Below are 13314 nucleotides of genomic sequence, written 5' to 3'. Positions count from 1 at the left end.
AGTTCGAATCAGAAGTATACGTACTTTCTAAAGATGAAGGTGGTCGTCACACTCCATTCTTCAAAGGCTACCGTCCACAGTTCTACTTCCGTACAACTGACGTAACTGGTGATATCTCTCTACCAGAAGGCGTAGAAATGGTAATGCCTGGTGACAACATCCAAATGGTTGTTGAGCTAATCTCTCCAATCGCGATGGACGAAGGTCTACGTTTCGCGATCCGTGAAGGTGGCCGTACTGTTGGTGCTGGTGTTGTTGCTAAAATCTTTGAATAAGATTTGACGAACAGCTAGTAAAAAGGGCATCATTTGATGCCCTTTTTCTACGCTCAATATAATTTTTGCTGCTTTATTGTGCAGGGTTATCTTGAGTGAAGAAGAATTGATTGAGAAGTGATGCTTAATCAGAATAAATACGCTGTCGCTAACTGTGTGCAGCGATATGGAGTTTGCCCTGCAACAGCGGGGTTATTGTCGTCTATATTAAGACTTGTGACAGGTTGGTTTTATGAAAGCAAATAATGCTGAAACTCCTGATAGCTCTAATGCAGCAGATACCTTTAAGTGGGTAACCACTTTTGTTCTGCTTGCTGCCGCTGTTGTGGGTAATTACCTGTATGGTGAACTTTCTGTGGTGATTCGCGCTGCAGGTGTTGTTGTACTTATTGCTGCTGCGCTTGGTGTGGCTGCAACAACAACAAAAGGTAAAGAAGCGATTGTGTTTGCCAAAGAATCACGTATGGAAGTGCGCAAAGTCGTTTGGCCTACTCGCCAAGAAACTATGCAAACAACGTTGATCGTTTTGGCTGTAAGTATTGTAATGGCTCTGGTTCTGTGGGGCATTGACGGCATCATGGTTCGTCTAATTGCTTTCGCAACTGGGGTATAGAGGGTTTTAATTCATGAGTGAAGCTCCTAAAAAACGCTGGTATGTGGTTCAAGCCTTCTCTGGATTTGAAGGCCGTGTCGCTCAGTCTCTTCGTGAGCATATCAAAATGCACGGTATGGAAGAGTATTTTGGTGAAGTTCTAGTGCCGACTGAAGAAGTCGTAGAAATGCGTGCAGGTCAACGCCGTAAGTCTGAGCGTAAGTTCTTCCCTGGTTACGTCCTTGTTCAAATGATTATGAATGATGAATCATGGCACCTCGTTCGCAGTGTGCCGCGTGTCATGGGCTTCATTGGTGGTACTTCTGACCGTCCAGCTCCGATTTCTGATAAAGAAGCGGATGCGATTCTTAATCGCCTAGAGAAAGCAAGTGAAGCACCTCGTCCACGTACTATGTACGAAGTGGGTGAAGTGGTTCGTGTCAACGAAGGTCCATTTGCGGACTTTAACGGCACGGTTGAAGAAGTGGATTATGAGAAGAGCCGCCTGAAAGTGTCTGTATCGATCTTTGGTCGAGCGACACCGGTAGAGCTTGAATTTGGTCAGGTTGAAAAACTTGATTAAAAAAGCACCTTAATTGGGCTTGTACTAGGCGCGAATTATGACTATAATTTCGCGCCTTTTTGCTTCTATTGAGCAAAAAGTTTTGTTGATAACGGGGAGCTGATCAGAGATTAGCGTTTGAACCCAAGAATTAGGTATTATCATGGCTAAGAAAGTTGAAGCTTATATCAAGCTGCAAGTTGCTGCTGGTATGGCAAACCCAAGTCCACCGGTTGGTCCAGCATTAGGTCAACGTGGTGTTAACATCATGGAATTCTGTAAAGCGTTCAACGCGAAAACAGAATCAATGGAAAAAGGTCTTCCTGTTCCTGTTGTTATCACTGTATACAGCGACCGTTCTTTCACGTTCGTAACTAAGACTTCACCTGCTGCAGTTCTACTGAAGAAAGCGGCTGGCGTTAAGTCTGGTTCAGGTCGTCCAAACACTGAAAAAGTGGGTACTGTAACTGACGCTCAAATCCAAGAAATCGCAGAAGCTAAAGCTGCTGATATGACTGGTGCTGACATCGAAGCGATGAAGCGTTCTATCGCAGGTACTGCTCGTTCAATGGGCCTAGTGGTAGAGGGTTAATATCATGGCAAAACTAACTAAGCGCATGCGCGTTATCCGCGAAAAAGTTGATGTAACTCGTGAATACGAAATCAACGAAGCTGTTGCTCTTCTTAAAGAACTAGCGACTGCTAAGTTTGTTGAGTCTGTTGATGTTGCTGTAAACCTAGGCATCGATGCTCGTAAATCTGACCAAAACGTACGTGGTGCAACTGTACTGCCACACGGTACTGGCCGTGACGTTCGCGTTGCAGTATTTGCACAAGGTGCAAACGCTGAAGCAGCGAAAGCAGCTGGCGCAGACCTTGTTGGTATGGAAGATCTAGCTGAGCAAGTTAAGAAAGGCGAAATGAACTTCGACGTAGTTGTTGCTTCTCCGGATGCAATGCGCGTTGTAGGTCAACTAGGTACTATCCTAGGTCCTCGCGGTCTAATGCCAAACCCTAAAGTTGGTACTGTAACTCCTAACGTTGCTGAAGCGGTTAAGAACGCTAAAGCTGGTCAGGTTCGTTACCGTAACGACAAAAACGGTATCATCCACACTACTATCGGTAAAGTAGACTTCTCTGCTGAGCAAATCAAAGAGAACCTAGAAGCACTTCTAGTTGCTCTTAAGAAAGCTAAGCCATCTTCAGCTAAGGGTTCTTACCTGAAGAAAGTAAGCATCTCTACTACGATGGGTGCTGGTGTTGCTGTTGATCAGGGTACTCTGAGCACTCAAGCATAATCTATTTGCTTAGGCGCAAAAATTATGTATAATTTTGCGCCTAATATTTGTGGTTGGGGCTGAACTTTGGTTCTTTGAGTACTTTGTTACTCTATGAATTAAGACCCAGTCTCCGTCCAAGACCGTAGGTGCCAGTTTTCGAACTGACTTAATTTTCCTACGTAGATGGTGCCCGAACTGACAGAAAGCTCTATGTAAATAGTTACCTTTCTTCTGGGAAAAGCACCTCAATAGCTCTCACTGTTGTGATAATAGTGAGTGGTGTAACAACAACCAGGAGTTAATCCAAGATGGCTTTAAATCTTCAAGACAAAAAAGCAATTGTTGCTGAAGTCAACGAAGCTGCCGCTGGTGCACTTTCTGCAGTTGTAGCTGACTCTCGTGGCGTATCTGTTGATGCGATGACTACTCTACGTAAACAAGCTCGTGAAGCGGGTGTTTACATGAAAGTTGTTCGTAACACACTAGCACGCCGTGCGGTTGAAGGTACTCAGTATGAGTGTCTAACTGACACTTTCACTGGTCCTTCTCTAATCGCGTTCTCTAACGAGCACCCAGGTGCTGCAGCGCGTCTTTTTAAAGACTTCGCTAAAGAGAACAAAAAATTCGAGATCAAAGCTGCTGCATTTGAAGGCGCGCTAACTGACGCTGAAGTTCTAGCAACGCTACCAACTTACGACGAAGCAATCGCACGTCTAATGATGTGTCTGAAAGAAGCTTCTGCAGGCAAGCTGGTTCGTACTATCGCTGCTATCCGCGATCAAAAAGAAGCTGCGTAATTCGCATTGCTTTTTACTGGTTGCTTAATAAACTTATTGTTGACTTAAAAGAGAATTGTTATGTCTATTACTAACGAGCAAATCCTAGACGCTATCGCAGAAATGTCTGTAACACAAGTTGTTGAACTAATCTCTGCAATGGAAGAAAAATTCGGTGTTACTGCAGCTGCTGCTGTAGTTGCAGGTGGCGCAGCAGCTGGTGCAGCTGTTGAAGAGCAAACTGAATTCAACGTTATCCTAGCTTCTGCTGGTGCTAACAAAGTTGCTGTAATCAAAGCAGTGCGTGGCGCAACTGGTCTTGGCCTGAAAGAAGCTAAAGCTCTAGTTGACGGCGCTCCAGCAGCACTGAAAGAAGGCGTTGAGAAAGCTGAAGCTGAAGCTCTTAAGAAAGAGCTAGAAGAAGCTGGTGCAACTGTTGAGATCAAGTAATTATTACTTAGTCTCCTAGCCTAACGGCTAATGGCTGGTGGTTTTTTAACCACCGGCCTTTTTGCGCTGTAGGGTATAGGCGAATTTTCCTGCTGTTTAAGCGCCTTTATCCAAGCAAAAAACATTTCATTCATTCGCAATGAAATGTCACTACAGTAAACAGTTATATTAGTCTCTGTCCCTTACCCCCCTTAAGAAACTAGGAGCGGGCGGACAGTTTGGGTCACTTATCAGCGAGCTGAGGAACCCCATGGTTTACTCTTATACCGAGAAAAAGCGCATCCGTAAGGACTTTGGTACTCGTCCACAAGTTTTGGACATTCCATACCTGCTATCGATCCAGCTCGATTCGTTCGATAAATTTATCGAACAGGATCCTGAAGGACAGTACGGTCTTGAGGCTGCTTTCCGTTCTGTATTCCCTATTCAGAGCTACAATGGTAATTCTGAGCTGCAATACGTTAGCTACCGTCTTGGTGAGCCAGTTTTTGATGTTAAAGAATGTCAAATCCGTGGTGTAACTTATTCAAAACCACTTCGCGTAAAGCTACGCCTAGTTATTTTTGATAAAGACGCGCCTGCAGGCACTGTAAAAGACATTAAAGAACAAGAAGTCTACATGGGTGAAATTCCACTCATGACAGACAATGGTACCTTTGTGATTAACGGTACCGAGAGGGTTATCGTATCTCAGCTACATCGAAGCCCAGGTGTGTTCTTCGACAGCGACAAAGGTAAGACTCACTCTTCTGGTAAAGTTCTGTACAACGCGCGTATCATTCCTTACCGTGGTTCATGGCTTGATTTTGAGTTTGATCCTAAGGACAACCTGTACGTACGTATCGACCGTCGTCGTAAGCTACCATCAACCATCATTCTTCGTGCACTAGGTAAGAGCACTGAAGAGATCTTGGATACTTTCTTCGAAAAAGTGAATTTCGAAGTGAAAGACCAGACGCTAATGATGGAGTTGGTACCAGACCGCCTACGTGGTGAAACGGCAACGTTTGATATCGAAGCAAACGGCACTGTCTATGTAGAGAAAGGTCGTCGTGTTACGGCACGCCACATCCGTCAGCTTGAAAAAGAAGGCGTTGATCAGATCGAAGTACCAGTTGAGTACATCGTAGGCAAAGTGTCGTCAAAAGATTACATCAATGAAGCGACTGGCGAGATCATCGTTGCAGCGAACCAGGAAATCAGCCTTGAAGCATTGGCTAAGCTATCTCAAGCTGGCCACAAGCAGCTAGAAGTCCTGTTTACAAACGATTTAGACCATGGCCCATTCATGTCAGAAACACTACGCATCGACAGCTCTGTTGATCGTATTTCTGCACTGGTAGAAATCTACCGCATGATGCGCCCTGGTGAGCCACCAACGAAAGAAGCTGCTGAAGCTCTATTCGAAAGCTTGTTCTTCTCCGAAGAGCGTTATGACCTATCGACTGTTGGCCGCATGAAGTTCAACAGCTCTATTGGCCGTGATGACGCAGAAGAGCAAGGCACACTTGATGAAACTGATATCATCGAAGTGATGAAGAAGCTGATCGCTATCCGTAACGGTAAAGGCGAAGTGGACGATATCGACCACCTAGGTAACCGCCGTATCCGTTCTGTTGGCGAAATGGCTGAAAACCAATTCCGTGTTGGTCTAGTACGTGTTGAACGTGCAGTTAAAGAACGTCTGAGCCTAGGCGATCTTGACGCAGTGATGCCACAAGACTTGATCAATGCGAAGCCAATTTCTGCGGCAGTAAAAGAGTTCTTTGGCTCTTCTCAGCTGTCTCAGTTTATGGACCAAAACAACCCGCTATCAGAAGTTACGCACAAGCGTCGTATTTCTGCATTGGGTCCTGGTGGTCTTACTCGTGAGCGTGCTGGTTTCGAAGTTCGAGACGTACACGTAACTCACTACGGCCGCCTATGTCCGATCGAAACGCCTGAAGGTCCGAACATCGGTCTGATCAACTCTCTATCAGCATTTGCACGTTGTAACGAGTACGGTTTCCTAGAGACGCCATACCGTCGTGTTGTTGATGGTGTTGTGACAGACGAAGTGGATTACCTATCAGCGATCGAAGAAGGTCAATTCGTTATCGCTCAGGCGAACGCGAAGCTGAACGAAGATGGTACTTTCGCCGATGAGCTTATCACTGCTCGTCAAAAAGGCGAATCTGGTCTGCACCCACGCGAACATGTTGATTACATGGACGTTGCAACTAACCAGGTAGTATCTATCGCAGCATCGCTAATCCCGTTCCTAGAACACGATGATGCTAACCGCGCTCTAATGGGTGCGAACATGCAACGTCAGGCGGTTCCTACTCTGAAAGCAGAGAAACCACTTGTAGGTACAGGTATTGAGCGTAACGTAGCGGTTGACTCTGGTGTAACGTCGGTTGCTAAACGCGGCGGTATTATCCAGTCAGTTGACGCATCTCGTATCGTGGTGAAGGTTAATGAAGAAGAGTTGATTCCTGGCGAAGCGGGTATCGATATCTACAACCTAACCAAATACACTCGTTCTAACCAAAACACTTGTATCAACCAGCGTCCATGTGTGATGCCTGGCGAACCAGTACTACGTGGTGATGTGCTTGCTGATGGTCCTTCAACAGACCTAGGTGAACTTGCACTTGGTCAGAACATGCGTATCGCGTTCATGCCTTGGAACGGCTACAACTTCGAAGACTCGATCTTAGTATCTGAGCGCGTAGTTCAAGAAGACCGCTTCACGACTATCCACATTCAAGAACTGACTTGTGTGGCGCGTGATACCAAGCTGGGTTCGGAAGAAATCACAGCGGATATTCCAAACGTAGGTGAATCTGCTCTGTCTAAACTAGACGAGTCAGGTATCGTTTACATCGGTGCTGAAGTGAAGGGTGGCGACATCCTAGTTGGTAAAGTAACGCCAAAAGGCGAAACTCAGCTAACGCCTGAAGAGAAGCTACTACGTGCAATCTTCGGTGAAAAAGCATCTGACGTTAAAGATACATCACTACGTGTACCAAACTCTGTTTCAGGTACCATCATCGACGTTCAAGTTTTCACTCGCGATGGCGTAGAGAAAGACAAGCGTGCGCTTGAAATTGAACAGATGCAGCTGAAAGAAGCGAAGAAAGACCTAACGGAAGAATTCCAGATTCTGGAAGGCGGTCTTCTAAACCGTGTTAAAGCGGTTCTTCTATCAGGTGGTTACTCTGAAGCGAAGCTAGATACAACTGATCGTAAGAAGTGGTTAGAACTGACTCTTGAAGACGACGCACTGCAAACTCAGCTTGAGCAACTTGCAGAGCAGTACGACGAGCTAAAAGCAGACTTCGATAAGAAGTTTGAAACCAAGCGTCGTAAGATCACTCAAGGTGATGACCTAGCACCTGGCGTACTGAAGATCGTTAAAGTTTACCTAGCAGTGAAACGTCGTATCCAGCCTGGTGATAAGATGGCCGGTCGTCACGGTAACAAGGGTGTAATCTCTAAGATCAACCCTGTTGAAGACATGCCATACGACGAAAAAGGCCAGCCTGTTGATATCGTACTAAACCCACTGGGTGTACCTTCGCGTATGAACATCGGTCAGATCCTAGAAGTACACTTAGGTCTGGCAGCGAAAGGTATTGGTGACAAGATCAACCAGATGGTTAAAGAGCAGCAAGAACTAGCGAAATTCCGCGAATTCCTGCAAAAAGTTTACGATCTAGGCGAAACTCGCCAGAAAGTAGACATCGCTTCTCTGTCTGATGAAGAAGTTCGTACTCTGATTGGCAACCTACGTGGTGGCTTACCGATTGCGACTCCAGTATTTGACGGTGCGTCTGAAGCATCAATCAAAGAGCTACTAAAGCTTGGCGATCTGCCAGAGTCTGGTCAGCTAACTCTGTTTGATGGTCGCACAGGTGATGCGTTTGAGCGTCCTGTAACCGTAGGTTACATGTACATGCTGAAACTGAACCACCTTGTAGATGACAAGATGCACGCACGTTCTACTGGTTCGTACAGTCTGGTAACTCAGCAACCACTAGGTGGTAAAGCTCAGTTCGGTGGTCAGCGTTTCGGTGAGATGGAAGTATGGGCACTAGAAGCATACGGTGCTGCTTACACGCTACAAGAAATGCTAACGGTTAAGTCGGATGACGTTAACGGCCGTACTAAGATGTACAAAAACATCGTAGATGGTAACCACGCGATGGAACCTGGCATGCCTGAATCGTTCAACGTACTGTTGAAAGAGATCCGCTCGCTAGGTATCAACATCGAGCTAGAAGACGAACAGTAATCCGTCCGGGTTATTTGGTAGAAAGCAGCCAGTTTCACACGGCTGGCTGCTTTTAACTCCTTACAGGAGCTGATTGTGAAAGACTTATTAAACTTTCTGAAAGCACAGCATAAGACCGAAGAATTTGATGCAATCAAAATCGGTCTGTCTTCACCAGACATGATTCGTTCATGGTCTTTTGGTGAAGTTAAAAAACCTGAAACGATCAACTATCGTACGTTCAAACCTGAACGCGATGGTCTATTCTGTGCGCGTATCTTTGGCCCAGTAAAAGACTACGAGTGTCTTTGTGGTAAATACAAGCGCCTGAAGCACCGTGGTGTGATCTGTGAGAAATGTGGTGTAGAAGTTACTCAGACTAAAGTTCGTCGTGACCGTATGGGCCACATCGAACTGGCTTCTCCAGTTGCTCACATCTGGTTCCTAAAATCGCTACCGTCTCGTATCGGTCTACTGATGGATATCCCTCTACGTGATATCGAGCGTGTTCTTTACTTCGAAATGTACGTAGTTACTGAACCTGGTATGACGGATCTAGAAAAATCTCAGATGCTGACTGAAGAAGAGTATCTGGATCGTCTAGAAGAGTGGGGCGACGAGTTCACTGCGAAAATGGGTGCAGAAGCGATCAAGGACCTACTAGGTTCAATGGATCTGCACGCTGAAGTTGAGCAGATGCGCGAAGAGCTAGATACCACTAACTCTGAAACTAAGCGTAAGAAACTGACTAAGCGTTTGAAACTGGTTGAAGCGTTTATCTCTTCAGGCAACAACCCTGAGTGGATGATCCTAACTGTACTTCCAGTTCTTCCGCCAGATCTACGTCCTCTAGTACCACTAGATGGCGGTCGCTTTGCGACTTCAGATCTGAACGACCTATACCGTCGTGTGATCAACCGTAACAACCGTTTGAAGCGTCTTCTAGAGCTAGCTGCTCCGGACATCATCGTACGTAACGAAAAACGTATGCTGCAAGAGTCTGTTGATGCGCTACTGGATAACGGTCGTCGTGGTCGTGCGATCACAGGTTCGAACAAGCGTCCTTTGAAATCTCTTGCTGATATGATCAAGGGTAAACAAGGTCGTTTCCGTCAGAACCTTCTAGGTAAACGTGTAGACTACTCTGGCCGTTCTGTAATCACAGTAGGTCCATACCTTCGTCTGCACCAGTGTGGTCTTCCGAAGAAGATGGCACTTGAGCTGTTCAAACCATTCATCTACAGCAAGCTTGAGACTCGTGGCCTAGCGACGACAATCAAAGCGGCTAAGAAGATGGTAGAGCGTGAAGAAGCGGTTGTTTGGGATATCCTAGACGAAGTAATCCGTGAACACCCAGTACTATTGAACCGTGCACCGACACTTCACCGTCTTGGTATTCAGGCATTCGAACCAGTACTGATCGAAGGTAAAGCGATTCAGCTACACCCACTTGTGTGTGCGGCATACAACGCGGACTTCGATGGTGACCAAATGGCGGTTCACGTACCTCTAACACTAGAGGCACAGCTTGAAGCTCGTACTCTGATGATGTCGACAAACAACATTCTGTCGCCAGCGTCAGGTGATCCGATCATCGTACCTTCTCAGGACGTTGTATTGGGTCTGTACTACATGACTCGTGAAATGATCAACGCGAAAGGCGAAGGCATGTACCTAGCAGGTCCTGCTGAAGCTGAAAAAGCATACCGCACTAAGACTGCAGCACTGCACGCGCGCGTTAAAGTTCGTATCACTGAGACAGTGGTTGATGAAGATGGTCACAGCACAACAGAAACTAAGATGGTGGACACCACTATCGGCCGTGCTATGTTGTGGCAAATCGTACCGAAAGGCCTACCGTTCAGCATCGTTAACCAAAAGCTAGGTAAGAAGCAGATTTCTAACCTACTTAACGAGGCATACCGTAAGCTAGGTCTGAAAGACACAGTAATCTTCGCTGACCAAATCATGTACACCGGTTTTGCTTACGCTGCACTTTCTGGCGTGTCTGTTGGTATCGACGACATGGTTGTACCACCAGCGAAGTACACGGAAATCGCAGAAGCGGAAGAAGAAGTACGTGAAATCCAGGAACAATACCAGTCTGGTCTTGTAACTGCTGGCGAACGTTACAACAAAGTGATCGATATTTGGGCATCGACCAACGATCGCGTAGCGAAAGCGATGATGGAGAACCTTTCTTCTGAAACGGTCATCAACCGTGACGGTGAAGAAGAACAGCAAGAGTCTTTCAACAGCATCTACATGATGGCGGACTCAGGTGCTCGTGGTTCTGCAGCTCAGATTCGTCAGCTAGCGGGTATGCGTGGTCTGATGGCGCGTCCAGATGGTTCAATCATCGAAACGCCGATCACTGCAAACTTTAAAGAAGGTCTAAACGTACTTCAGTACTTTATCTCAACGCACGGTGCTCGTAAGGGTCTTGCGGATACGGCACTGAAAACAGCGAACTCGGGTTACCTAACTCGTCGTCTAGTAGACGTTGCACAAGACGTGGTTGTAACAGAACACGACTGTGGCACGCTAGAAGGCGTCGAAATGATGCCTCATATCGAGGGTGGTGACGTTAAAGTAGCATTGACTGAGCTTGCGCTAGGTCGTGTGGTTGCTGAAGACATCGTTAAGCCTGGTACTGAAGAAATTCTTATCCCGCGTAACACGCTATTGGATGAGAAATGGTGTCAGATCATCAATGACAACTCAGTTGACAAGATCACCGTACGTTCTGTTGTAACGTGTGACTCTGACTTCGGTTGTTGTGCACAGTGTTACGGTCGTGACCTAGCACGTGGTCACCTAGTGAACCAAGGTGAAGCAGTGGGTGTAATTGCTGCTCAGTCTATCGGTGAACCTGGTACACAGCTAACGATGCGTACGTTCCACATCGGTGGTGCGGCATCGACAGCAGCAGCAGAAAACAGCGTTCAAGTTAAGAACAACGGTTCTGTTAAGCTGAACAACGCGAAATTCGTTATCAATAAAGATGGCAAGCTAGTAATCACTTCTCGTGCTTCTGAGCTGACTATCATTGATGAATTCGGTCGTACCAAAGAGAAACACAAACTGCCTTACGGTTCTTCACTGAGCAAGGCAGATGGCGACGCAGTAACTGCTGGTGAAACAGTAGCAAACTGGGAAGCGCACACCATGCCAATCATCACTGAAGTGGCAGGTCGTGTTCAATTCGTTGACATGATTGATGGTGTAACTGTTTCTCGTCAAACAGACGATCTAACTGGTCTATCTTCAAGCGAAGTGACGGATGCCGCGGCTCGCCCAGCAGCAGGTAAAGATATGCGTCCAGCTATCAAACTTGTTGATGCGGCAGGTAACGATGTAATGATCCCTGGTACAGATATGCCAGCTCAATACTTCCTACCTGGTAAAGCGATCGTGAACATCGAAGATGGCGCTGAAGTAGGCATTGGTGACACTCTAGCTCGTATTCCTCAGAAATCGGGCGGTAACAAAGACATCACCGGTGGTCTACCACGCGTAGCTGACCTATTTGAAGCTCGTAAGCCGAAAGAGCCAGCTATCCTTGCAGAACACACTGGTACTGTAAGCTTCGGTAAAGAGACCAAAGGTAAGCGTCGTCTGATTATCACTCGTGAGGGTGGTGAGACATACGAAGAGATGATTCCTAAGCATCGTCAGTTGAACGTGTTCGAAGGTGAGCGCGTTGAACGTGGTGACGTAATTGCTGATGGTCCAGAAGCTCCACACGATATCCTGCGTCTACGTGGTATCCACGCAGTGACCCAGTACATCGCAAACGAGGTTCAGGAAGTTTACCGTCTGCAAGGCGTTAAGATTAACGATAAGCACATTGAGACTATCGTTCGTCAGATGCTACGTAAGTGTACTATTACTCATGCTGGTGACTCTGAGTTCCTACCAGGTGAGACAGTAGAATACTCACAAGTGAAGATTGCTAACCGTAATCTAGAAGCAGAAGGCAAAGAGCCAGCTCGCTTCGAACGTGAGCTACTAGGTATCACTAAAGCGTCTCTTGCAACTGAATCGTTCATCTCTGCAGCATCGTTCCAGGAAACGACTCGCGTACTAACAGAAGCAGCCGTTTCTGGTAAACGTGATGATCTACGTGGCCTGAAAGAGAACGTGATTGTAGGTCGTCTGATCCCAGCTGGTACAGGTTTTGCCTACCACCAAGATCGTCAGGCGAAACGTGCTCAAGAGCAAGAAGGTCCATCTGCTGCGCAAGCAACGGATAACCTAGCGGCGCTACTGAACGCAGGTTTCTCTTCAGACGAGTAATCGCTGATTGAAGCATAAAAAAGGCACCTTTCGAGGTGCCTTTTGTTTATCTATTGCTATCATATCGCTTGTCTAGCCACAAAATAAACCCGCATACAGCGGGTTCATCGAGGCAAGTGAAATCGGAGGCGTGATGGATAGCTAAGCGCCCGGTGGGACGGAAAGGCTATCGGCAATCAGTTGAATCAAGTGATCTTCGACCTCAAAGCGTAATTCAATGATCTCGCCAACCTTCGAGAGATCGGGTTCGAAGCTTTCAAGAGGATCATCTTCACCCACACTTGCGTACATATCTGTGAAACTGAGCAAAGGTTCGGTCGTGAGTACGATTTTTGCGTAGGTTTCATTAATCTCTGTCGTGGCTTCAAAACCTGTGGCGCGCCATTTATCCATGACCATGTCATAAATCTTAAAGTGGCCTTCAGAAATATAGTCGACTAAGTGCTGACAGAATTGCTGTAATTCGTGGGGAGAGGGAAGTTCTAAAACGTTGGATTTGGTTGAACAGGGCTGCAGTGCAGCAAGCTTACAATATTCGACAATCAACGATTGGCGAGTTTCTAACCAATGGTCAATGACTTCACTAGAGCCACCCCATTGTTCTTGTGTTTGTTTGAATTTTTTTAGCATGACCATGCCCTCATGAGCTCATCACGAAACCGTGATCGTTTCCTTTGCATAGTGAAGCCAGTACCTTGGCAAATTGACCAACCGGATACAAACTCTTGTCCTTCCTAGAATTTATAGCTTGAAACGACATCGTCTACAAATTCTGGTATGAAATTAGATTGCCAGTAAAATGAATCAACTGCAAGCGATGAG

General features: G+C 46.4%; 9 protein-coding genes and 1 pseudogene. 9 read left to right on the top strand and 1 reads right to left on the bottom strand.

The features are described 5' to 3' along the window. The 9 genes and pseudogenes from tuf to rpoC form a co-directional block, all read left to right on the top strand. Positions 1 to 275 (top strand): annotated as a pseudogene (gene tuf / locus CIK04_RS08550) (elongation factor Tu); the annotation flags it as partial. A 232-nt stretch (positions 276 to 507) separates the two neighbouring features. Further along, positions 508 to 888 (top strand): preprotein translocase subunit SecE, encoded by a 381-nt coding sequence (secE, locus tag CIK04_RS08545; protein WP_011079195.1) that lies wholly within the window; start codon positions 508 to 510, stop codon positions 886 to 888. A gap of 13 nt (positions 889 to 901) precedes the next feature. Beyond that, a complete protein-coding gene (gene nusG / locus CIK04_RS08540) occupies positions 902 to 1450 on the top strand; it encodes a transcription termination/antitermination protein NusG (protein WP_011079196.1) in 549 nt (182 codons plus the stop codon). A gap of 142 nt (positions 1451 to 1592) precedes the next feature. Further along, a complete protein-coding gene (gene rplK / locus CIK04_RS08535; RefSeq protein ID WP_017420185.1) occupies positions 1593 to 2021 on the top strand; it encodes a 50S ribosomal protein L11 in 429 nt (142 codons plus the stop codon). Between the two features lie 4 nt (positions 2022 to 2025). Continuing rightward, entirely contained in the window at positions 2026 to 2727 is a 702-nt protein-coding gene (rplA, locus tag CIK04_RS08530; protein WP_017420186.1) for a 50S ribosomal protein L1, read from the top strand. Between the two features lie 290 nt (positions 2728 to 3017). Further along, the gene (gene rplJ, locus CIK04_RS08525; RefSeq protein ID WP_011079199.1) at positions 3018 to 3506 is read left to right on the top strand and encodes a 50S ribosomal protein L10; all 489 of its coding nucleotides are present in this window, start codon (positions 3018 to 3020) and stop codon (positions 3504 to 3506) included. Positions 3507 to 3566: 60 nt separating this feature from the next. Beyond that, on the top strand, positions 3567 to 3935 hold the full coding sequence (gene rplL / locus CIK04_RS08520) for a 50S ribosomal protein L7/L12 (RefSeq protein WP_011079200.1): 369 nt from the start codon (positions 3567 to 3569) through the stop codon (positions 3933 to 3935). 250 nt (positions 3936 to 4185) lie between these two features. Then, a complete protein-coding gene (gene rpoB, locus CIK04_RS08515; protein ID WP_017420187.1) occupies positions 4186 to 8214 on the top strand; it encodes a DNA-directed RNA polymerase subunit beta in 4029 nt (1342 codons plus the stop codon). Between the two features lie 75 nt (positions 8215 to 8289). Continuing rightward, positions 8290 to 12492 carry a DNA-directed RNA polymerase subunit beta' gene (gene rpoC / locus CIK04_RS08510; protein WP_017420188.1) on the top strand — a complete coding sequence of 1401 codons (4203 nt, stop codon included), beginning with the start codon at positions 8290 to 8292 and terminating at the stop codon, positions 12490 to 12492. Between the two features lie 141 nt (positions 12493 to 12633). Here rpoC and CIK04_RS08505 read toward each other — a convergent pair whose 3' ends face one another. Then, positions 12634 to 13128 carry an Rsd/AlgQ family anti-sigma factor gene (locus CIK04_RS08505; RefSeq protein WP_011079203.1) on the bottom strand — a complete coding sequence of 165 codons (495 nt, stop codon included), beginning with the start codon at positions 13126 to 13128 and terminating at the stop codon, positions 12634 to 12636. Positions 13129 to 13314 lie beyond the last annotated feature (186 nt).

The sequence above is a fragment of the Vibrio sp. 03_296 genome (assembly GCF_002265885.1).
The sequence above is the reverse complement of the archived record's forward strand: the minus strand, read 5'-3'. Positions and strand labels throughout refer to the sequence as shown.

Bases quoted from the DNA above. Each gene is read 5' to 3' on its own strand.
- secE (WP_011079195.1), top strand. From the start codon at position 508: ATGAAAGCAAATAATGCTGAAACTCCTGATAGCTCTAATGCAGCAGAT.
- nusG (WP_011079196.1), top strand. From the start codon at position 902: ATGAGTGAAGCTCCTAAAAAACGCTGGTATGTGGTTCAAGCCTTCTCT.
- rplK (WP_017420185.1), top strand. From the start codon at position 1,593: ATGGCTAAGAAAGTTGAAGCTTATATCAAGCTGCAAGTTGCTGCTGGT.
- rplA (WP_017420186.1), top strand. From the start codon at position 2,026: ATGGCAAAACTAACTAAGCGCATGCGCGTTATCCGCGAAAAAGTTGAT.
- rplJ (WP_011079199.1), top strand. From the start codon at position 3,018: ATGGCTTTAAATCTTCAAGACAAAAAAGCAATTGTTGCTGAAGTCAAC.
- rplL (WP_011079200.1), top strand. From the start codon at position 3,567: ATGTCTATTACTAACGAGCAAATCCTAGACGCTATCGCAGAAATGTCT.
- rpoB (WP_017420187.1), top strand. From the start codon at position 4,186: ATGGTTTACTCTTATACCGAGAAAAAGCGCATCCGTAAGGACTTTGGT.
- CIK04_RS08505 (WP_011079203.1), bottom strand. From the start codon at position 13,128: ATGGTCATGCTAAAAAAATTCAAACAAACACAAGAACAATGGGGTGGC.